Raw genomic sequence first — 20,085 nt, 5'->3', positions numbered from 1 at the left:
GGGCGCAGACGGCGCACAGCCGCCAGCGTGGGTGCCAGAGGCGAATGCGGTCGGTGACGGTGCTGTTGGGCATGGAGCATCACGCTGCCTCCGCGATCGACGCCGGCGTCGCCTCGGACGCGGCCCTCACGAGGTCCTGGATGCCGCGCCGATTGAACCGGAACGTGAGCAGTGCGGAGGCGCGGTAGCGGGTCAGCCCGAAGTCGAGCCGATGCTCGGCGGGCAGGTATGCGAGCTGCTTTTGTGTCGCCGGCTCGTCGAGCCAGCGCCTTGTCTTGTGCGCGCTCTCGTCCGTCTCGTGCTCGTTAAGCCAGTCGTCGGCCGCCGCGACGCAGACCGCGCGCTCGCCGACGGCGAGGAGCTTCGGGCGACGCTGCGACCGTCCGCCCACGCCGTACCAGCGGCCCTCGAGGAAGAAGGCGCCGCCCCAGGCGGAGAAGCCGTTGGCTACCAGCGCGCCGTCGTCGCCGAAGAGGTCGACCCAGGCAAAGCTGGAGCGCTTCAGGAGGTCGACCTCTGACATGATGAAGTCGGAGAGCGTGCCGTCGGCGTGCTCCTCCGTCTTCCCTTCGTCCGCCCCGACCAGCACCTCGCCGCAGAGCGGGCAGTCGAGAGCGAAGAGCGGGACCGTCCCGCTGCAGCTCGGACACGTCTTCGTCGGCGCCTCGCCCTCGTCCTCGCGCTCGCGGTGCTCGAGCGTCACGTCCTGCTCCAGCGAACCGTGGATGCGCGTGGACGTGCCGAAGTCGAGGACGATGCAGTCCGTCTTCACGACGCGGGGGTGCTCCTCCGGTGAGACCGTCCGGAGCCCGCGGCCGACCATCTGGATCAGCGTCGACTTGTAGGAGCTGGGCCGCAGCAGGACGACGCAGCTCGTCGGCGGGTGGTCCCAGCCTTCCGTCAGCACAGCGACGTTGACAACGACACGTAGGCGGCCGGCTCCGTAGGCGGTCAGTACCGCTTCACGATCGGCGGTCGGCATATCGCCTTCGACGACACCCGCGGCGACGCCCTCCGCGCGAAACGCCTCAGCGACGTTCCTGCTGTGCGCGACCGTCGAGGCGAAGACGACGGTCTGACGATCGCCGGCCTTCTCCTTCCAGTGCCGAATGATCGCCTCGGTGACGGGAGCCTTGTTCATGATCGCGTCGACCGCGCTCATGTCGAAGTCCTCAGCCGTGCGGCGGACCTTGCCGAGGTCGTCCTGCACGCCGACGTCGATGACGAACGTCCGCGGCGGGACGAGATGGCCGGACGCGATCAGCTCGCGGATGCGGATTTGGTCCGCGACGTTCGAGAAGACGTCGCGGAGTCCTTTCCGGTCGCCCCGGCTCGGGGTCGCCGTGACGCCGTAGACCCGACACATCGGATTGCGGCGCAGCGCGTGGTCGATGATGCGGCGGTAGCTGGAGGCGACGGCGTGATGCGCCTCGTCGATGACGAGGAGGTCGAGCGCCGGCATTGCGTCGAGGTTCGCAGGCCGCGCGAGCGTCGGCACCATCGCGAATGTCGCCTGTCCGTCCCAGGACTTATCGGCGGCATCGACGACCGACGTTGTGATGTTCGGATTGACCCGCGCGAACTTCGACCGGTTCTGGTCCGTGAGCTCGTCGCGATGGGCGAGCACGCACGCCTTCGCGTCCGTGGCGCCGATCATGCTGCCGGCGACGGCCGACAGCATGACGGTTTTTCCGGCCCCGGTCGGGGCCACCCCGAGGGTGTTTCCGTGCTCGCCGAGCGCGCTCACGCTGCGCTCGACGAACACCTTCTGTCGCGGACGAAGCAGCATCGGGTAGCTCCGTCACTGCGCCCACTGCGGGCGACCCGTGGCCGGACGGCTCGACGAGGCCCCGGTCTGACCGCCAGCCCCGGGACGCGGCGCGGGCACGCGCCCCATCAGCTCCGCGTAGTCGCGGTGGTCCGGCGTGATGGGCGTACGGATCTCGTTCTTGTCCTGGCCCTCGGTGTCGGTGCCGACTTCGATGCGCGCGATGAACTCGAGCCCATCGAGATCGTGGAAGCCGGCGATGTGCAGCGCCTTGTTCGCGGCCGGCGTCTTGTCCTTCGCGGACACGCCGCGGGCCGAGCACAGCATGTTGCGCACGAAGCTGCGGCCCATTTCCGACCACGTGGGGCCCTTCTCGCTGTGGAGCCCGATCAGCGACCAGATCTTCCGGCCGGCGTACTCGCCTTCGAGCACGGTGTACTCGGCGTTGAGGTAGACAGACCCCGTCGAGCCCATCGTGGCATAGCCGCCGGTCCAGCCCTTCTCGGCATTGTCGTGGCCGCCGGGACGGATGGTGAGGCGTACCTTCGCCAGCGTGCCCTTCGGGATGATGTTCACGTTGGACGGGGCGTCGGAAAAATCGAACCAGGACCCGGTCATCGGGGAGCTCCTTCGTTGGCGTCGGTGATGGGGCGGTCGTAGGAGAGGCGTTCGGGCGCGGGCGGTGCCGGCGCGCGGATCTTGTCCATGAGCCGGCCGAGGTGCGGTTCCTCGCTGACGTCGAGGCGGCCGGAGCGATCCTTCGCAGGGAAGCCCCATGGGTTGAGCGTGTGGCAGACGAAGGCGCGGGTCGGCCGGTCCTCGGCATCCTTCAGCTCGGCCATCGTGATGACCTCGTCGACGATGCCGGGGAGCTCGAGCCCGGTCTTCGAGCCGTCGATCTGCGGCTGGAAGACCTTGCGGTTGAAGTCGTCGAGCCGCTCGTCGAGGATCCCGACGAACCAGACATTCTTCGCCCGCGTGTGCTGGAGGTGCGTGAGCCAGCCGATCATCTCGCGGCCGTGAAGGCCGTAGGCACCGCGCACGTCCGGCTTGCCGGTCCGCTCGGAGACCGCGTCCGGCTGGCCCTTGCACCACTGGAAGCAGAGCCGGCCGGCAACGGTGATCGAGTCGACGAACACCGTCGTGTAGCGGTCGAGCGCGGCGGGATCGCCGAACTCCTCGCAGACAGCATCGTAGTGCGCCGGGCCGTAGACCTGGTCGTCTCGCAGCGCCGGGTTCGGGCCGCCGATGAAGACGGCGAAGTCCCGGCACTCAGTCCAGGTGCGCGGCCGGATGGTGTCGCCCGGCCAGCCCTCGATGGCGAGATCGCCCGCTTCGAGGTCCATGAACAGCGTCTCGGCGGGGTCGAGCGTCCACAAGAGGCTCGTCTTGCCGATGCCGGACTTGCCGAAGATGCAGCCCTTGATGCCGCGCGGCTCCGCGAGGCGCTGGTCGGCGGTGATGATCGGGAGACTCATCAGCGGTCACCCGTCACGATGTCGGCCGGGCGGTCCGTGCCAATCGCACCGGCCTCGCGGGCGAGCCGCAGCAGCCGGCGCAGCGCGTAGAGGCGATCGCTGGCGGCGTTCAGCTCGTCCTCGGCGACGGTCAGGCTGAAGGCGAGCTCGTCGACCGTGGCATCGACCAGTGGCTTGGCGGCCGGCTCGGCGCGCGCCGGCGGCTGCACCGGCACACGGATGGTCTCGGGCAGCGACTGGAGCGCGTAGTTCGACGCGCGCAGCTTGGCGAGATCGGTCATCGGGACACCTCGGTGTTCAGGAAAAGGCGGAAGGTTTGCTTGCCCGTGCGCACGGTGCGGGCAGGCTCGAAGGTCTCGGCGATCGCGGGCGGCCACGCGCCGTAGCGGCGCTCGGGGACTTTCAAGGTTGTTTCGACGTAGTCGGCGGGCTCATCGCCGGCCTCGCGGATCCGCTCCACGATCCCGGCGAGCGCGTCCTGGTCCCAATCGATGCGCTTCGGGAGATCGGCGACGACCGTCACCTGACCCTCCTCGAAGCGGACGGTGCCGGTGTCCTTGCCGTCGGAGAGGCGGGCGACGTTGGCCCGCTCGGCGAAGCGCATCGCGATGGCGCTCTCGAGCCACTCCTTCGTGCGCTTCGCGGCCTCGAAGGCGGTCGTCGCCTCGTCCTGCAGGAGCGCGAGGTCCTCGGCGGGCAGCGCGGCGATGTCGCCGATCTGCATCCGGTCGAGACCCTCGAGCCGGACATGGTTGGCGTGCGCGTCCGCACGGACGGACGCTGTGCTTGCAGCGGTCATCAGGCAGCCTCTTGGGTGATGAGTTGGGATAGGGACACGCGCTCCTGTCGGAGCTTCGGGCGCGCGATCGCGAGGTAGGAGAAGCAGTCCGGCTCGAGCCGGCGCTGCACGAGGTGGACGAGGCCCTGCTCGGACGCCCACATGGCGCGGCGGGACATGCGCAGCAGCTCTTCGCGCTGGTCGTTCGGCAGCCGCGCAGCGGCCGCAACCGTGTCCAGCGCGAGGAAGCCGCGATGGTACTCGAGCGCCGCGCCGGGCGCCGCCTGGCCGATCCAGCCGCACAGCTCGATCTCGCTAAGCGGCGCCGCCGGCCGGGTGAAGTGGAGGATGTTTGAGAGGGGCATGACTAGCCTCTACTCACGCGGCTCGGAAAACGTCCCACCCCGGCCGCAGGCCATGGGCGGCGAACGTCATCCGGAGCTCACGGACCCGGCGGTAGAGGGACGTGCGGGCGCCGAAGCCGGCGTTCGCCAGGCGATCGACGGACCGGTCCGCGAGCGCCGCGCAGAGCGGACGGTCGCGCATGGCAATGCCGGCGATGGCGCGTTCGACGTCGAGTCGCCCGTCGACCTGATCGAAGTGGTCGATCCGCTGGCCGTGCCAGGCGGCGAGCCCATCCGCCTCCGAGAGCTCATCGCCGAGGGAAGCGCGATCAGCGTCGACCGCCGGAGCGTCGAGGGACATCGGCCCACCGGCGGCGAGGCGCCGCTGGCGAGCGACCATCTCCGCGATCCGCACCGACCGGTTGCGCATCACCAAGCCGGCGAACGCGCCGAGGCTGCCGCGCTCAGGGTCAAACCCCGGCATCCGGGCGATCAGGTCGGTGAGGAGGTCCTGCCGGAGGTCATCGAGATCGGCTGCCGGAAGTCGCAGCTTGCGGTGCAGCCGACGCGCGGCTGCGTCCGCTTCGCGGATCAGGGTATGTAGGTCGTCGGGGGAAACCGGGTACTGCATGTCGTTCGGTCCTGGTCGTTTCCGTCACGACCCGACCTTCCAACATGCTGAAATTGTTTACCTCTCGGACTGCTCCTGAAAACCTCCTGAAAACCTCCCGGCGCTGCGTTTCAGGCTACGCGATGAACGAGATCTCCGAAGAATCGAGGTCGAGGCGAGCGCCAACCTTGGACTTTCGCTCGATGAACCCGTTTCTGGGGACGCCTTTCAGCCGCGTGTCTTTACGGAAGGAATCGCGCAGCCGGTTTATGCAACGGTCGGCCTGTTCAGGATTGCCCACCCGTCTCGTGCTGGCCTGCAGCGTGGCCGATAGGCCTTCCCTCGGCACCCAGCCTCCGGCAGCTACGGCTTCCTCGGCAAGCAGGACGAGCGAGTCGAAGTCTCGCGGCTCGACGTCGAGTTCGACACCGTCGAAGAGCGCACGGCGACCGATGCGGTCGATTTGGAGGCGGGAAGTTTTAGATTGCGGTGCCGTGGGCACACGGATGCGATCAAGATCAAGCGCAAAAGGACGATCCGGGCAGTCACCCAAGAGATCTTCGGCGCGGGCCACTGCAATGCGAAGAACCTCGAGTTGGCGGGTGACCGCCGTCGGCATGTTGGAGCTCCCGAGGCCGATCAGAGCGATCGGGACTTCACCATCGATGGCCCCGCGCAGGTGATCCACAATTTCCTGCGCGGTGTCCTCACGCAGCCGCCTGACCAAGCAGATCTCCGCACTGCGTCCATGGCGGTCGTGTCGGCCGAGCCGCCAGACCCTCGAGGACATCAGCGTCGGGCCAGGTCCGACCAACTCAGACTGCTCACGGATCGCGCGGCACAGCGCAGCGATGTCGATATCGAAGGTCCTGACGTCGAGCGTATCCTCGTGGCGTTCGCACTCGCCTGTCTCCGCATCGACGGTAACCAGTGCATCGCCGACGAGGTGAAAGATGTTCAAGCCGTCGTCACGCAGATCCTCCCGCTCGATGAGGATCCCCAGGTTGCGGAAGGAACGGACGATGGTTGGGTCGTAGGACCCCAGCTCGGTAGCGCCGATGGCACGGATCGGGTGACGATCACTCTGCCGCAGCAGCAACCTGACCAAGTCTGCGGCGGATGCGAATGCCATTGTCTTCCAGCATCTCGAGAATGAGCCGTTCGTGCGAGTGGTCGCGCATACTGACGGTGCGCGGGGGACGGATGGTCACCGGTACCACGATGTCGCTGCCCTCCACTTCGATGGTCACGTCGATCTTAGCGTGCACAATCCGGAGGTCGGCTATATCGAGGTCGGCGGCAACGTCCTTGAGGCGTTTCAGGGCGTTCTGCGAATCCCCGAGCGTCAGGAACCACGGCGAGCGACGTAGACGGCCCGTCGTCGTGATTTGTGCTTCGTCGACGCGAACCTCGCGCAAAGCGACATGGGAGATGTCCTCCTCGGCATCGAAGTGGAACTTGAAAGCGGCGCCTTGCCTTTGCAGCGGCGAGAGCGTGTAGAGCTGCTCTTTCGCCGACGCTTCAAATATATCTCCGTCACCGAGAACGTAGTCTCCGAACAGCTTGACCAGCTTCTTGGCGTCTGCTGGCGATCTCGAGCCGACTGAGACGGAACCTCGCCGCGGGTCGTACTCTATGGTGGATTGGATGATCTCCCGGAACTTGAGGGTGTCCTCGGCGCCCTCCTGATCGACGTTCTTCGTCTCCGGCTTGGAGCCGTGCAAGATAAGGACCCGGATCAGATCCTCTTCTTCGAACCATCGCACGTCGCAGTAGTGCCCGTTGTAGCGACTGGCGAAGTGTCGTCTAACCGCCTCAGCGAAAGCTTCTTGCACACCGGCTTCGTGATGCCGCGGATCGACATCTTCACGGTCCGCATCGCGCTCGAGCTTGGTGGAATGGGCGAGAAAAGCGGCAGCGCTGAGCGCGCGCTCGAAAATGGCACGATGGTCCAGCCACGCAACCAGAGCCATGAAGCGCGGGGTGAAGCGCAGATCGGCGTCGCTGCCATCGGCGCGATGACGGGCCAAGATGTCGACGCCAGCCTCTGTGGCGATCTCCTGAATAATCCGGGCACCGGCGTCGGTGGACAGAGTGGAGATGTTGAATAGGGCAAATTGTAGTTTGGCCGGAAACCGCATGTCCGCCTTCGCAAAGAGATCGAAGATCGCTTCGCGCCGCTTGCCTTCATCACCGGGAAGATCTTCCCAATCGAAATCTATCTGCTCAAGATACGGTCTCAGCAGACGCTGGAGCAATTCGAGGTCCACGGTCCTCGAGAAGGCGCGATCGACGAAATTCTTGATTCTATTCGGCACACGAACTCCTTTCGGTCCGGAGGCTCATTCGGTCGGATAGAATCCGAACCGCGCCGGCGATCCGCTTCAGCTCGCGCGAAATCTTGCGCTGCAGAACGTGGCCGGCCACAAACCGGCTCTCTCGGACACATTCGATTGTTCCGATTGTGTTCTACCGAAGACGGCAACCAAGAGTCGAGTCCGCGTCTGGCCGCAATCCACACCCTCCACGGGAGTGGGACGTTTTCCTGCACGGATGCGTAGAGGCAGTGGGCACCCCGAATTCGAGGCCGCCTGATGTACCGAGCCCCAAATCCTCTCCCTCCGGATCGCTTGACTGCCGCCGAGCGCCGCCGCGAGGTGTGCGCCATCCTCGCACGCGGCGTCATCCGCCTCCGCCAGCGCGACGCCCAAGCACATGCAGATGAAGGAGAAATTGGCCTTCACTTCTCGCCCGTCGAGAGCGTGCATGCGAACCGTCCTGACCGGAGCACCGCATGAACCAGACCGACAGCATCCCGGCCCGCCTTGCCGCGCTGAAGACGACGCCGACACCCGAGTTGAAGAAACAGTGGCGTGAACTTTTTGAGAGCGAGCCGCCGGCCTTCAATCGCCGCTACCTCGAGAGCCGGCTGGCGTACCGCATCCAGGAGTTGGCCTATGGCGGCCTGAAGCCGGAGACGGTCAAGCGCTTAGAGCGACTTGGCGAGGAGCTCGATGGAGGGGACCGCGCGAAGAGCCGCAAGCGGGCCGACCACAGCGACAAGCCGATCACCGGGACGCGCCTGCTGCGGGAGTGGAAGGGCGTGGAGCATGTCGTGACCGTACTCGTCGACGGCTACGAGTGGCAGGGGCGGCCGTACAAATCGCTGTCGGCGATTGCCCGGGCGATCACCGGCACGCGGTGGAATGGCCGCGTCTTCTTCGGCCTTAAGAACCAACGGCGGTCGGCATGAAGGACGCGACGAAGCCGAAGCGCCGCTGTGCGGTCTATACGCGCAAGTCCTCCGAGGAAGGCCTCCAGCAGGAGTTCAACTCACTCCACGCCCAGCGGGAGGCGTGCGAAGCGTATGCCGCGAGCCAGAAGTCCGAGGGCTGGGTGCTGCTCCGCGGCCAGTACGACGACGGCGGGTTCTCCGGTGGGACGCTGGAGCGGCCGGGCCTTCAGGCGTTGATCGCCGACATCGAGGACGGGCTTGTCGACGTCGTGGTCGTCTACAAGATCGACCGCCTGTCCCGCTCTCTCGCCGACTTCGCCAAGTTGGTGGAGGTGTTCGATCGTAACGGGGTGACGTTCGTGTCCATCACCCAGTCGTTCAACACCACGACGTCGATGGGCCGGCTGACGCTTAACATCCTGCTGTCGTTTGCACAGTTCGAGCGGGAGGTCACCGCCGAGCGGATTCGGGACAAGTTCGCTGCCTCTCGGGCCAAGGGGATGTGGATGGGCGGTTGGGCGCCGCTCGGCTACGATGTGAAGGACCGCAAGCTCGTCGTGAACCTTTCCGAGGCGAAGGCGGTGCGCATGATCTTTGAGCGGTTCGTCGGGATCGGTTCGGCGACGGTGCTGGCGAAGGCGCTGCGAACGGAGGGCATCACGACGAAGCGCGGTAGCCCGATCGACAAGAAGTATCTTTACCGGATGCTGAACAACTCAGCCTACATCGGCGAGACGGTCCACAAAGGCGTGAGCCACCCGGGCGAGCACGAGCCGATCGTGGATCAAGAGCTTTGGGGGAAGGTTCGGACGATCCTTCAGGAGAGCCCGCGCAAGCGCGCTGCACGAACGCGCGCAGAAACTCCAGCACTGCTGAAGGGGCTGCTCTTCGGACCGGACGGCGCCGCCTTCTCGCCGACCCATACCCGCAGGGGCGATCGGCTCTACCGATACTACGTGAGCCAGACGGTGCTGCGGCATGGCGCGGGGTCGTGCCCCGTCGGCCGCGTGCCTGCGGGCGACATTGAAGCTGCCGTCATCGACCAGCTGCGGGCCGTGTTCCGCCAGCCCGAGATCGTGGCGGACACGTGGAAGGTGGCGCGCCTTGAGGACCACGAGATCACCGAGTCAGATGTCCATGCCGCTCTGCACCAGCTGGACCCGACTTGGGATGAGCTGTTTCCCGCCGAGCAGGTGCGCATCGTGGCGCTTCTTGTCGAGCGGATCGACATCGGCACCGAAGGTCTGAACGTCCAGCTGCGCGTCGATGGCTTGGTCGGGCTCGCGCGCGAGATGCTAGCGGGCGACATGGACCGCGCCGCATGACGCGCGCGACGACGATCCCCGACACCGTTATGGTGCACGTCCCGTTTCGGGTGAAGAAGCGCGGCGGGCGTAAGGAGATTCGGCTGCCGGAGGGTGCACCATCGCGGCCGGAGCTGGACAACGCGCTGGTCAAAGCGCTGGCGCGCGCCTTCCGATGGGAGCGCATGATGCGGGCGGGAGAAGTCGCAACGATCGCCGAACTGGCCGAGCGTGAAAAGATCGCGCCGTCCTACATGACGCGGGTCCTGCGCCTGACGCTGCTCTCGCCGGACATCGTGGAGGCGATCATGGACGGGCGGCAGGGGCCGGACGTGACGTTGGCGCGGGTGCTGGAGCCGCTTCCATTCGCGTGGGCAGAGCATGCTGCTCGCTTTGACTAACTGGTTGAGGGGCGGTTTGGTAAAGCTGCTGTTACGCAGCAGTGGCGGTCAACGAATGAGGCTGGACGCAAACAAGTCACCACCTTTACATCCCTTTCTTATCACTGGGGATTTCAGAGGGAGCGTCCAGGAGTAATGAAGATGCCTACTGCCCCCCAGCAAAACGAAAAAATGTCGCGTAAAGGCGCTCGGGTCCACCGACATTCCCTCTTGGAGGCCGGGCGGCTTCCGGTCGAACAGCTCGTCACATTCGCCATTCGCGAGGGGCGTCGGCCTCGCCCCATCTACACCGCACATAAATGGTTCGCACGGAGACTTGGGTCGGTCTTTCGTAGCCTCCTTATCGGCGTTACGTCCGGGCCGGATGCCGATTTCAGCGAGCTATACTACGGAAGTGCGGACCTCACCGGCCTGAAGGTACTGGATCCGTTTGTCGGCGGTGGCACGTCGGTGTTCGAGGCGTCCCGACTCGGTGCCACGGCATATGGCTGCGATGTGGATCCCGTAGCCTGTGCCGTAAGCCGCTTGGAGTTGGGGGCCGCCGACCTCCCAGATCTCGGTCCGGCCCTCGCCGAGCTGAAGGCGAAGGTCGGGAGCCGCCTGGCCGAGTTTCACCGCCGAGACGACGACTTGGTGCTGCACCATTTCTGGGTGCAAGTCGTGGAATGCGCCGGCTGCGGGAGCCATTTTGACGCGCAACCCAATCATGTGCTAGCCGACCATGGCACCACGCGCCACGCCTTCTGCTCCGCCTGCGGCACGATTCACGAGCTACCGGCGCGCACTGCGTCTTTCGAATGTGTCAACTGCGGACACCATACCGACTGCGATCGCGGTTCCGCCCTGCGGGGTCGGGCTACATGCCCGCAATGCAAGCATTGCGACCAGCTGATCAAGTATGGGCGTAGAGGCGGAGCCCCGCGCTGGCGGCTGTTCGCGGTGGAGACAGTCGCGCGTGGAGTTGGTACGCGCATGGTTCCTATGTCAGAGCGAATGTTCCGGAAGGCTACTGACGAGGACGTAAGCCAGTACGAGCGTGCTGAGGCAGCGCTGGTGGATGCAGAACTAGCTGGAGATGTACTGATCCCGGACGACCGGATCGACACATCCGGCTGGTCTGACGAGCGGCTGAGCGCCTATGGCTATGGCCGCTGGCGTGACCTCTTTAATGCGAGGCAATTGCTGCACCTCGGTCTGCTTGCCAAGGAAATCGCGCTTCTCGACCAGCCCCTGCGCGGCGCCGTAGCGATGGCGTTCAGCGACCATCTGACCACGAACTGCATGATGGCGTCCTACGCCGCGGGCTGGCGGCGTCTTACGCCACTGTTCTCGCTCCGGGCGTTCCGGCACATCCAGCGCCCGGTTGAACTTAATCCTTGGATCGAGCGCGCGGGTCGCGGCACGTTTCCGAATGCGGTCCGCAAGCTCACCGCTGCGGCCGCCTACGCGCGTAGCCCCAAGGAGCCGATGGGAGCGAAGTCCTTCGTCGACGTGCCAACCCGGTCCCGTCGGCGAAAGAACCAGATACACATGGGAACGGCAGGCAATCTTGCCTTTCTTGCGAGCGGATCAATCGACGTTGTCATGACGGATCCTCCCTACTTCGACAACATCGCCTATTCCGAACTCGCGAGCTTCTTCGGCCCTTGGCTGAGATGTCTAGAAGTGCTCGATGCGCGCGAGCAGCACGATATTCTGGCCAACAGCCTCGTCGCTAACAGATCCCGTGTCGGGAGCGTACAACGCTACACCGAGGGTCTTGGTCAGGCTTTCGAGGAGATCTCCCGGGTGCTCAAGCGCAACGGGATCGTGGCGTTCTCCTACCGGCATACCGACGCTTCTGCCTGGCAAGCGCTTGCGGAAGCTATAGCCCGCACGGATTTGCGGATCACAAGCGTCCTTCCAATGCCCGGTGAGGCAGGCGCTGGCCTTCATGCGCAAGGCGAGCGCGGGCTGTGGGACGCGCTGTTCGTCCTTCGTCACGGAGCTGGGCCTACGCCCGTCTTGCAGGTTGGCGAGCTAGAGGTCGCCGATGTCGAAGCGGAGGTCGAGGGGTGGCTCGGGCGGTATGGTGAACTGACGCTACCGTTCAACGCGATCGACGCAGCCGCGCTGCGTAGAGCCGCGCTTGTGGGCAAGGCTCTGGCCCCGCGGCGAAAACTGGGGAGGTCAAAACGGATCGCCCTTGAGGAAGCACTGCGCTGAACTTAGATCGCATTGACGTTTTTTGGGGGGAAGTCGTTGCCGTATCTAAGCAAGCGTGTCATCAGCAATTACTTTCGGACAGACTGTCCTCGTCAACTTCGTCTCCTCCTCTCTCCAGAAAACCAGCAGTACCAGCCGGAGCGCGATGCGCAGGGCATGCCGCCGAAGACCGTCGCACGCGCCGGAATGGCGGCGTTAACTCAGGAGGGCAGCCGCTGGGAACAGGAGAAGCTTAAGGACCTTCAGAGCACCTTCGGTGGTACGTCGGTCATCGGCACCATGACTGGAACGGAGTTTCAGGATCAGAAGCTTCAGAACGTGATGTCCAGTGCGCAGCCTGGCGCTTTCTTGGTGAGGCCCGAGTTCGATGTCGGCGCAAGCTTCCGGACGGCGATCGGCATCGATGCGCTGGTGGCCACGCACTCGCTGGGCTTTGCCAAGCTAGTCCCCGATCTGATCCAAGTGCTTTCCCCCGCAGACGTGGGTCGGATCGTGGAGGCGAACGGTTCCGTCCACGACGCGGACGGCCGAATCGGCCTGCGGGTGATCGACATTAAGATGACTGCGGAGCCGAGCGCGTCTTACTTCGCCGAGATCACATATTATTCGCTCGCACTGGCAGGATGGCTTCACGACAACGGTTACGCTGACCGGTTTGCCGTCGTCGCCGAGGCAGCTATCTGGCCGGGATCGCACGACGCTGCAGCGATCGTCCGGCTCAAGGCAGAGCGAAGCAAAGCAGGGTTTACGCCGACAGCCGACGAGTTGGCCGCCGCCTTGACAGATGACATTGAGACGCTCGAAATCGACGTTTTCTCGCCGCGCCTCAGGCACTTCTTCAACGTGGAACTTGCCGAGGCACTGGCCAGCCCTTGGAGGGATCTCGACTGGCACGTGGGCACTGGCTGCAGCGGGTGCGAGTACCTAGGCTATGCGTGGAGCGCGAGCACCCCTGAGCATCCGGATCATTGCATGCCAATGGCGAAGGCGCAGGGGCATCTCAGCTCTATCGCCTTCCTGCCTCGCGGCGCTCGGCGCGCGCTTGGCGACCGCAAGATCAATACTACCGCCTCGCTGGCACCATTGAAGTCCGACGACTTGGCCTTTGACTGCCATCCTAAGCTGCGCGCCACACGGACGGTAGTTGCGGGACGTGCGCAGTCGCTGGCGACCGGCAGCAGCGACATTCCCGCGGGTTCGGGCACGTCGGCCGTCATCCCGAACTGGGCTGACCTCAACCTCTATCTTTCGGCCGACTTCGACATCGGGAGCGGCCTGACGCTCGCCTTTGGCGTCGGCGGCTACTCGAATGCGAGTGGACAGCGGGAGAAGATCGACGCGCAGGTCTTTGTAAATGACAACCGCAGCGTCCAGAGCGAGAGCCGAGAACTCCTGAGCTTCCTTGCCTATGTTGAGAAGGCGCTCTCCGACGCGACCAAAGACAAGGCGGACGCAACGGTACAAATCTACATTTGGGACAGCGTCACCTACGACCACATTCTGCGCGTAATTGGTCGCAACCTCCATCACATTCTTGCCGACGGCAGCCTGAAGAAGCTTGCATGGCTGTTTCCGCCCGAAGAGATTATCGAAAATGCCAAGCTGCGCTCGGTTAGCGCGCCGATCACCATTGTCCGCAACGCGGTCCAGGCGCTCGTAGCGGCGCCCATCCCCCATTATTACTCGCTGCTTGGACTGGCACGGGCCTATGCACCTCCACCAAAGCAGGGCGCGACACCGTTTGAGTTCCGTGTGCCGGTGATCTTCGAGGATCCGCTATCTGATCAGGTACCCTCGGAGCGGGCGCACGAGATCTGGACCCGTATGGGTCAGCCTCGTCCATGGAGTCAGCAGGTCACCCAACTGCGTTCGACGGTAACGATGAAGCTGCACGCGCTTCATTCCATCTTGTGGCGACTTCGCCTCGACCTTAAGGGCCAACTACGCAGCCGCGCTCCCAAGATCACGGACATCAAACCGCCGGCGATGCTGCGCAGCGTGAGTGCTGACGGGCAGATCTGGTACGCCTTCGCTCGGCTCAACGCGCAAGTCGTGGGCTTAGAGCACGGCATATCTTTGGCCATGCCCGTCCACGAGCGAGAGGCGAAATACCTCGCCGCGCGGCTTGAGGCGGAGCTCACGGGAGTTGACTTGGCGAGTGCCGCGCGGACGCTTGGAGTCACGCTGCGTCCTGGGTTACGGATTTACACGCTTGCGGAAGGATCACGCGAAGCCAAGTTCGAGGAAGGGGACTTCCTCTGCGCACTTTCCCCGGATTCAGTGCCAGACTTCTATTCTCGGCGGCTCAGCGACTTCACTGGCGGCGTGCCGCTTGCTCCGGATCTACCAAGCTGGATCAACGAATTCCGATCCCCAGGAACACTGACGGCGACGCAGCTGCTCGCCATCGACCGCGACGCCAGGCTTGTCGCAGTATATTTCAGGCCCGAGGTCGATGCCTATCTGCGACGGATCGAATTCACGCTTGACCTGAGCCGCGACGTCGTCCTCGACCGCCAGGTGCAAGACTTCCTGACGGGAAGGCTCGAGATCGCGCTTAAGGCCATCGGCAACCCGCCCCTGGCGATTAGCGCCGGCACCCCGACAGCCAACGTCATCGGGAAGTCGGCTCCCAAGACCGCTACCGCCCATGTGCCCGTGGCGGACGTGCTCTGGGATACACAAAAGACGGCGCTTGCTCTCACTGGCAGGAATGCCGCCGCGACTCGGACGACGCTAGAGGCGCTCGGCACCGAGCTCAACGACAGCCAGTGGGACGCATGGCGGGAAGCGATGGAGAAGCGCCTCGCCCTCATCTGGGGTCCGCCTGGGACAGGTAAGTCGCAGACGCTACGGGCCATTCTGCTCGGGCTGCTGCTGGAAGCTCACGCCGCCGGAAAGGCGATCCGGATCCTGGTGACGAGCAATACCTACGACGCGGCCGACAACATTGTGCTGCGCACCTTCCGACAGATCGCTTCGCTCGGAGAGGCGACGACCGGCAAAGTGCGGTTGGCCCGTCTGCGTTCCGGCTCGAAGGAGGATGCTCCGGGCATGCCGGCGGGCGTCAACCTCCTCAACGATAAGGATGCGCCTGGCATCCGCGACCTGCACGATCTGTTGACCGCCGGGACGACGTCCGCGATCGTATCGGCGCCGCCGCAGCAGGTAACCAAATTCGCCGGCCTAAAGGGCAACTTCGCGCCTCCTCTCTTCGACGTGGTCCTGATCGACGAGGCGTCCCAGATGGACATGGCCAACGCCGTACTTGCCCTGGCGCCGCTCGCCGAAGGCGGCTCAACGATCGTCGTCGGGGATCCCAAGCAGTTGCCGCCCATTCACGCGGTGCAGGCGCCGCTCGGCCTCGAGAAGCTCGTTGGATCCGTCTATGACTTTGTCGCGGACCATCGGGGAGTGACCTCGAAGGATCTGCTGGAAAACTACCGTTCGAACAGCACGATCGTCGGCCTCGGGCGCTTCGCTGGCTATCCGGCTGGTCTTACCGCCCACTTCCCGGATCTGCGCATGCGGCTGGAGACACCTCTCCCTGCGGCGGTACCGGCGAACTGGCCTCGGAATCTCGCGTTCGGCACCGAGTATGCCCGGCTGCTGGAGCCTAGCCAGCCCATTTCTGCCTTCATCTATCCGGAAGGACGCAGCAGTCAGTGGAACGACTTTGAGGCCCAAGCTGTGGCGGCGCTGCTCTGGATGCTTCGGGGCCACCTAGGCACCGGTCTCCATGGAGACCCGCAGGCGAGCAGTGCGGGGCTACATAATCTGAGCAGCTTTTGGACGGACGCCGTTGGCGTGGTGACGCCGCACCGCGCACACAAGGCGCTGATAGTGTCCAAGCTGCAAGCCCTATTTGAACCGCTCGGCGACGATGGCAGGCTCATCCGCGACGCGGTGAACACCGTGGAACGCTTCCAAGGACAGCAGCGTGACGTGATCATCGCCAGCTACGCTCTGGGCGATCCCGATGCGATCGCCGACGAGGATGAGTTCCTCCTGTCGCTCAATCGGTTCAATGTCATGGCCTCACGGCCACGCGCCAAGCTCGTAGTTTTGGCAAGCCAAGAGGTAATAAATCATCTACCCGGCGATTTAGAGGTAATGCGAGATTCGCGACTTCTGAAGTACTTCGCCGAGACATTTCTCGACGATCGCACCGACTGCGATATCCCGTTCATGGAGGGACATAGTGTTGTCCGGAAAAGCGGCTCGTTCAGGGTTCGCAACTAGATGGTAGGCCGACAACAACTTAAAATCCCACTTTGACTCTCTGCGACAAGGGACTATGAACATAAAGGTTCTCCATCAGGAGAAAGCGCGGCCGCAACTTTCCGCCGCTCCGCCCCGTCAGGGTCGACTGGGATCACTTACCGTGACGTTCGGTAGCGTGGTCGCTCCCGGCGAACGCGGCGAACGACACCTTCGGGCTTGAACCGTTTTGATCTGAGGCCGGTCTCATTTCTTTGCAAATGTTCGATTTCTGGTCCATTGGATCGGCTGCCACTGACGTCGAAGCGTTCAGCCTACCGGCGTCGAAATACCCTAAGTTTGAATGACTTGCGAACAATTCACCAATCGGCGCAGTCATCAGGTCTGGAGAATGTCGGCCCTGAGAGACCGTCTTCGGTCCGCCTGGCGTCCGGGCCGGTGCTCAGCCCCAACCGCATAACCCTCGAAAACAACGAGAAAATCCGGCCGCAGCCGGATCGGGAGAACACTTTCGCGAGGGCTGATGGCGGAGGGAGAGGGATTCGAACCCTCGAGACGGTTTCCCGCCTACACACTTTCCAGGCGTGCGCCTTCGACCACTCGGCCACCCCTCCGGGAGAGCACCCGACTAGCAGAAGAGATCCGCCGCGTTAAGAGGGTTCCGACATCAATGTTCCAGACGGCATGTTCGGCGCCAGATCCGTCATCTGTTGCGACCGTGGTCCGGTTCAATCTGACCCGCGCCGGGTCTGCCGGAGGCTCCAACTCCTGAGTAGGATGGAGCCCGATGAGCAGGACGACGAACAAATATTCACCGGAAGTACGCGAGCGCGCGGTTCGGATGGTGTTGGACAATGAACACCAGCACGTGTCCCGCTGGGCGGCGATCCTGTCGATCTCCTCGAAGGTCGGCTGCGCTGCACAGACGTTGAACGAGTGGGTGAAAAAGGTCGAGGTTGACAACGGCAGGCGCGCGGGTGTGCCGAGCGACATGGCCGAGAGGATGAAGGCGCTGGAGCGGGAGAACCGCGAGTTGCGCCAGGCCAACGAGATCCTGCGCAAAGCATCGGCGTATTTCGCGCAGGCGGAGCTCGACCGCCGGTCGAAGACATGATCGCGTTCATCGACGATCACCGGGCCGAGCACGGGGTCGAGCCGATCTGCAAGGCTCTGCCGATCGCCCCGTCCACCTACCATGATCATGTGATGAAGCGGGCCGATCCGACGCGCCGCTCACCGCGGGCGCGCCGCGATGCCGAACTGCGGCCCGAGATCCGGCGCGTGTTCGACGCCAACTTTCAGGTCTACGGGGTGCGCAAGGTCTGGCGGCAGATGCGTCGAGAAGGCTTCCAAGTCGCGCGCTGCACCGTCGCCAGGCTGATGAAGGAGATGGGGATCGAAGGCATTGTTCGGGGTAAACGGGTGCGAACGTCGATTCCCGACAAGGCCGCGCCATGCCCGCTCGACCGCGTCAATCGCCAGTTCCGGGTGCCGGCTCCGAACATGCTCTGGGTGAGCGACTTCACCTACGTGGCGACGTGGCAGGGCTTCGTCCACGTCGCCTTCGTCATCGACGCATACGCCCGCCGCATCGTCGGCTGGCGGGTCAGTCGGACCGCCCATACCGGCTTCGTCCTCGATGCCCTGGAGCAGGCCGTTCACCAGCGTCGGCCGGTAAGGGGAAAAGGCCTGGTGCATCATTCCGACAGGGGGTCGCAGTACCTGGCGATCCGCTACACCGAGCGCCTGGCCGAGGCAGGCATCGAGCCCTCGGTCGGTAGCGTCGGCGACAGCTACGACAACGCGCTGGCGGAGACCATCAACGGCCTCTTCAAGGCAGAGGTCATCCACCGGCGCGGCCCATGGCGCAGCTTCGAGGCCGTCGAGTACGCGACCCTCGAATGGGTCGATTGGTACAACAACCGCCGCCTTCTCGAGCCGATCGGAAACATCTCGCCTGCCGAGGCCGAAGCTCACTACCACGCAGCGCTGGAACTAACGCCCATGGCCGCGTAGCTAAGACAAACTGGCCTCCGGAATTCCCGGTGCAGTTCAGGGTCCCGGCGCGGTTGAACCCGTAGAACGGGCCGCTCGCGAACTCGAGATAGAACCGGGCACGGTTGGCGGCGAGCGCAGTGCGGGATGCGTCGAACACCTCGATCGGCGTGCCACCCGGATTTGCCTCGGTCTTCACCATGAGGGGCGGTACGGCAGCGATGAGGACGAGTTTCGCCGCACGGCCGGACAGCTGTCCGTACCGGGCGACATAACGTGTCGCTTCGCCCCCGCCGGTCGAATGGCCAATGTGGACCGCGTTCCGAAGGTCGAGGTGTTCGACCACGGCGGCAGCGTCCGCTGCGTAGCGGTCCATGTCGTGGCCACCTGCGACTTGCGTCGAGCGGCCATGGCCACGCCGGTCGTGCGCGACGACGCGAAAGCCCTTGCTGAGGAAGAAGAGCATCTGGTTGTCCCACTCGTCGGCGCTGAGCGGCCAGCCGTGGTGGAAGACGATGGGGGGCGCGTCGCGCGGCCCCCATCCTTGTAGAAGATCTGCACGCCGTCGCGCGTGGTTACGAAGCTCATGTCGCTGTTCCTGGCGAAATTGGATGTGGTGCTGTCTTGCGGCTGTCCCGCCGCGGAGGCGGGAAGCACCGCGAGCAAGCCGGCCGAGGTGGCTGCCGTCAGCGCATCCCTCCGGGTCAATGCGAGCGTCCGCTCCGACGTGGACGGCGCAGCGCGCGCGTCGTCGTCTTTGTTCGTCACGTTGGTCTCCTTGTCGAGGAATGGTGGTGTCAGGAGAGGCTCAGGCCGCCGTCCACCGAGACGACCTGCCCGGTGACCCAGTCGGCGGCCGGATGGGCGAGGTGGACGATCCAACGCGCGACATCGTTCGGCTGGCCGCGCCGCTTGAGCGGTATGACTTCGCGCTCGTCCGCCTCGATCGCGGCGGCCTGGTCCTCGGAGAGGCCCATCATCCCCGTCAGAGCGCCGGAGTCCGTCGGACCGGCGGCGACGGCGTTGACTCGGACCTTGAGCGGGGCCAGCTCCAAGGCCCAGCAGCGGGTCAGGTGCTCCAGCGCCGCCTTGCTGGCGGCGTAGTGCGAGAGCGCCGCCGCCGCCTTGTGGCCGAAGGTGCTGGAGACGTTGACGACAGATCCACCGACGGCCGAAAGATGCGGCAGTGCTGCTCGTACCATGAGGCTCGGCCCGACGACGTTGACGGAGAGGATGTCCGCGATCCGGTCCGTGGTGGCTTCGGAGAGCGGCAGGATTGCACCCGCACCGGCGTTGTTGACGAGAACGTCCACGCGCCCCCACCGGGAGACCGCCGACTGGACGGTCTTCTCAACATCGGCAGGCCGGGCGACGTCGGCGGCGCAGACGGCGATTTCGGGATGCTCGGCGCGGACGCGCTCGAGCGGCTCGGGCCGACGCCCGGTGACGAGAACCCGCGCCCCGAGGGCGGCGAGTTGAAGAGCAGTGGCCCGGCCGATCCCCGAGCTGCCGCCGGTAACAATGGCAACCTTATTCTTGAACTCCACGGATACTGCTCCTTCCATTACAGAATCTCTAGTGTTTCTCACCAATTTTTAAGCAAAATTTGGTACGAATCTGCCCTTGCGTCTGAGCTGATTGGCACTGACGGAATCAATACAAGATCAGCGGGATGCTTCTGCTGTATTATTCGTTCTGCGGCGCAATATTTCGGCGGGATATCCCGTCCCATCAACCTGTCCCGAG

Annotated in this window: 16 protein-coding genes, 1 tRNA gene, 1 pseudogene and 1 other annotated feature; of the genes and pseudogenes, 6 read left to right on the top strand and 12 right to left on the bottom strand. The window is 64.5% G+C overall.

The genetic code is table 11. The features are described from left to right. Nucleotides 1-79 precede the first annotated feature (79 nt). The 9 genes from MRB58_RS10765 to MRB58_RS10725 form a co-directional block, all read right to left on the bottom strand. Entirely contained in the window at nt 80-1,789 is a 1,710-nt protein-coding gene (locus tag MRB58_RS10765; protein WP_244781703.1) for a DEAD/DEAH box helicase, read from the bottom strand. A 12-nt stretch (nt 1,790-1,801) separates the two neighbouring features. Continuing rightward, complete coding sequence (locus MRB58_RS10760) at nt 1,802-2,386, bottom strand: hypothetical protein (RefSeq protein WP_244781702.1); 585 nt, start codon at nt 2,384-2,386, stop codon at nt 1,802-1,804. Then, nucleotides 2,383-3,246 carry an ATP-binding protein gene (locus MRB58_RS10755; RefSeq protein WP_244781701.1) on the bottom strand — a complete coding sequence of 288 codons (864 nt, stop codon included), beginning with the start codon at nt 3,244-3,246 and terminating at the stop codon, nt 2,383-2,385. Before MRB58_RS10755 ends, MRB58_RS10760 begins: the two co-directional genes overlap by 4 nt. Then, nucleotides 3,246-3,527 (bottom strand): hypothetical protein, encoded by a 282-nt coding sequence (locus tag MRB58_RS10750; protein WP_244781700.1) that lies wholly within the window; start codon nt 3,525-3,527, stop codon nt 3,246-3,248. Before MRB58_RS10750 ends, MRB58_RS10755 begins: the two co-directional genes overlap by 1 nt. Next, nucleotides 3,524-4,045 (bottom strand): hypothetical protein, encoded by a 522-nt coding sequence (locus tag MRB58_RS10745; RefSeq protein WP_244781699.1) that lies wholly within the window; start codon nt 4,043-4,045, stop codon nt 3,524-3,526. The genes MRB58_RS10750 and MRB58_RS10745 overlap by 4 nt, the downstream gene beginning before the upstream one ends. Further along, a complete protein-coding gene (locus MRB58_RS10740; RefSeq protein WP_244781698.1) occupies nt 4,045-4,389 on the bottom strand; it encodes a hypothetical protein in 345 nt (114 codons plus the stop codon). The genes MRB58_RS10745 and MRB58_RS10740 overlap by 1 nt, the downstream gene beginning before the upstream one ends. 13 nt (nt 4,390-4,402) lie before the next feature. After that, entirely contained in the window at nt 4,403-4,999 is a 597-nt protein-coding gene (locus MRB58_RS10735) for a sigma factor (protein ID WP_244781697.1), read from the bottom strand. A 115-nt stretch (nt 5,000-5,114) separates the two neighbouring features. Beyond that, on the bottom strand, nt 5,115-6,110 hold the full coding sequence (locus MRB58_RS10730; RefSeq protein ID WP_244781696.1) for a hypothetical protein: 996 nt from the start codon (nt 6,108-6,110) through the stop codon (nt 5,115-5,117). Beyond that, complete coding sequence (locus MRB58_RS10725) at nt 6,058-7,248, bottom strand: hypothetical protein (protein ID WP_244781695.1); 1,191 nt, start codon at nt 7,246-7,248, stop codon at nt 6,058-6,060. The genes MRB58_RS10730 and MRB58_RS10725 overlap by 53 nt, the downstream gene beginning before the upstream one ends. A 524-nt stretch (nt 7,249-7,772) precedes the next feature. Between MRB58_RS10725 and MRB58_RS10720 the strand changes: the two genes are divergently transcribed. The 5 genes from MRB58_RS10720 to MRB58_RS10700 all read left to right on the top strand — a co-directional run bounded on the left by MRB58_RS10720 (nt 7,773) and on the right by MRB58_RS10700 (nt 16,365). Further along, complete coding sequence (locus MRB58_RS10720; RefSeq protein WP_244781694.1) at nt 7,773-8,231, top strand: DUF2924 domain-containing protein; 459 nt, start codon at nt 7,773-7,775, stop codon at nt 8,229-8,231. Next, nucleotides 8,228-9,538: a recombinase family protein gene (locus MRB58_RS10715; protein ID WP_244781693.1), complete on the top strand. Its 1,311-nt coding sequence runs from the start codon at nt 8,228-8,230 to the stop codon at nt 9,536-9,538. Before MRB58_RS10720 ends, MRB58_RS10715 begins: the two co-directional genes overlap by 4 nt. Continuing rightward, complete coding sequence (locus MRB58_RS10710; protein ID WP_244781692.1) at nt 9,535-9,918, top strand: hypothetical protein; 384 nt, start codon at nt 9,535-9,537, stop codon at nt 9,916-9,918. Before MRB58_RS10715 ends, MRB58_RS10710 begins: the two co-directional genes overlap by 4 nt. A gap of 141 nt (nt 9,919-10,059) precedes the next feature. Further along, nucleotides 10,060-12,123: a hypothetical protein gene (locus MRB58_RS10705; RefSeq protein ID WP_244781691.1), complete on the top strand. Its 2,064-nt coding sequence runs from the start codon at nt 10,060-10,062 to the stop codon at nt 12,121-12,123. Between the two features lie 156 nt (nt 12,124-12,279). Continuing rightward, on the top strand, nt 12,280-16,365 hold the full coding sequence (locus MRB58_RS10700) for a DEAD/DEAH box helicase (RefSeq protein ID WP_244781690.1): 4,086 nt from the start codon (nt 12,280-12,282) through the stop codon (nt 16,363-16,365). 503 nt (nt 16,366-16,868) lie between these two features. On the opposite strand, the gene MRB58_RS10695 is transcribed toward MRB58_RS10700, so the two are convergent. Further along, nucleotides 16,869-16,958 (bottom strand) — tRNA-Ser (locus MRB58_RS10695). A gap of 173 nt (nt 16,959-17,131) precedes the next feature. Between MRB58_RS10695 and MRB58_RS10690 the strand changes: the two genes are divergently transcribed. Further along, nucleotides 17,132-18,360, top strand: a protein-coding gene (locus MRB58_RS10690) for an IS3 family transposase (protein ID WP_244777129.1) whose coding sequence is annotated in 2 segments (ribosomal slippage) — nt 17,132-17,426 and nt 17,426-18,360 — 1,230 coding nt in all. Because the reading frame shifts where the segments join, the coding sequence is not laid out codon by codon here. Further along, nucleotides 17,413-17,529 (top strand) — a sequence feature (AL1L pseudoknot). It overlaps the preceding gene by 117 nt. A 43-nt stretch (nt 18,361-18,403) precedes the next feature. On the opposite strand, the pseudogene MRB58_RS10685 reads toward MRB58_RS10690, so the two are convergent. Both MRB58_RS10685 and MRB58_RS10680 read right to left on the bottom strand, forming a co-directional pair. Continuing rightward, nucleotides 18,404-18,927 (bottom strand): annotated as a pseudogene (locus MRB58_RS10685) (alpha/beta fold hydrolase); the annotation flags it as partial. 209 nt (nt 18,928-19,136) lie between these two features. Continuing rightward, on the bottom strand, nt 19,137-19,886 hold the full coding sequence (locus MRB58_RS10680) for an SDR family NAD(P)-dependent oxidoreductase (protein ID WP_244781689.1): 750 nt from the start codon (nt 19,884-19,886) through the stop codon (nt 19,137-19,139). Nucleotides 19,887-20,085: the final 199 nt, after the last annotated feature.

It is taken from the genome of Acuticoccus sp. I52.16.1 (assembly GCF_022865125.1).
Taxonomy (GTDB): domain Bacteria; phylum Pseudomonadota; class Alphaproteobacteria; order Rhizobiales; family Amorphaceae; genus Acuticoccus.
Note: the sequence above shows the minus strand (reverse complement) of the source record. Positions and strands in the feature narration are given on the sequence as shown.

Bases quoted from the DNA above. Each gene is read 5' to 3' on its own strand.
- MRB58_RS10765 (WP_244781703.1), bottom strand. From the start codon at position 1,789: ATGCTGCTTCGTCCGCGACAGAAGGTGTTCGTCGAGCGCAGCGTGAGC.
- MRB58_RS10740 (WP_244781698.1), bottom strand. From the start codon at position 4,389: ATGCCCCTCTCAAACATCCTCCACTTCACCCGGCCGGCGGCGCCGCTT.
- MRB58_RS10720 (WP_244781694.1), top strand. From the start codon at position 7,773: ATGAACCAGACCGACAGCATCCCGGCCCGCCTTGCCGCGCTGAAGACG.
- MRB58_RS10750 (WP_244781700.1), bottom strand. From the start codon at position 3,527: ATGACCGATCTCGCCAAGCTGCGCGCGTCGAACTACGCGCTCCAGTCG.
- MRB58_RS10745 (WP_244781699.1), bottom strand. From the start codon at position 4,045: ATGACCGCTGCAAGCACAGCGTCCGTCCGTGCGGACGCGCACGCCAAC.
- MRB58_RS10710 (WP_244781692.1), top strand. From the start codon at position 9,535: ATGACGCGCGCGACGACGATCCCCGACACCGTTATGGTGCACGTCCCG.
- MRB58_RS10735 (WP_244781697.1), bottom strand. From the start codon at position 4,999: ATGCAGTACCCGGTTTCCCCCGACGACCTACATACCCTGATCCGCGAA.
- MRB58_RS10755 (WP_244781701.1), bottom strand. From the start codon at position 3,246: ATGAGTCTCCCGATCATCACCGCCGACCAGCGCCTCGCGGAGCCGCGC.
- MRB58_RS10715 (WP_244781693.1), top strand. From the start codon at position 8,228: ATGAAGGACGCGACGAAGCCGAAGCGCCGCTGTGCGGTCTATACGCGC.
- MRB58_RS10705 (WP_244781691.1), top strand. From the start codon at position 10,060: ATGCCTACTGCCCCCCAGCAAAACGAAAAAATGTCGCGTAAAGGCGCT.
- MRB58_RS10730 (WP_244781696.1), bottom strand. From the start codon at position 6,110: ATGGCATTCGCATCCGCCGCAGACTTGGTCAGGTTGCTGCTGCGGCAG.
- MRB58_RS10760 (WP_244781702.1), bottom strand. From the start codon at position 2,386: ATGACCGGGTCCTGGTTCGATTTTTCCGACGCCCCGTCCAACGTGAAC.
- MRB58_RS10700 (WP_244781690.1), top strand. From the start codon at position 12,280: ATGCCGCCGAAGACCGTCGCACGCGCCGGAATGGCGGCGTTAACTCAG.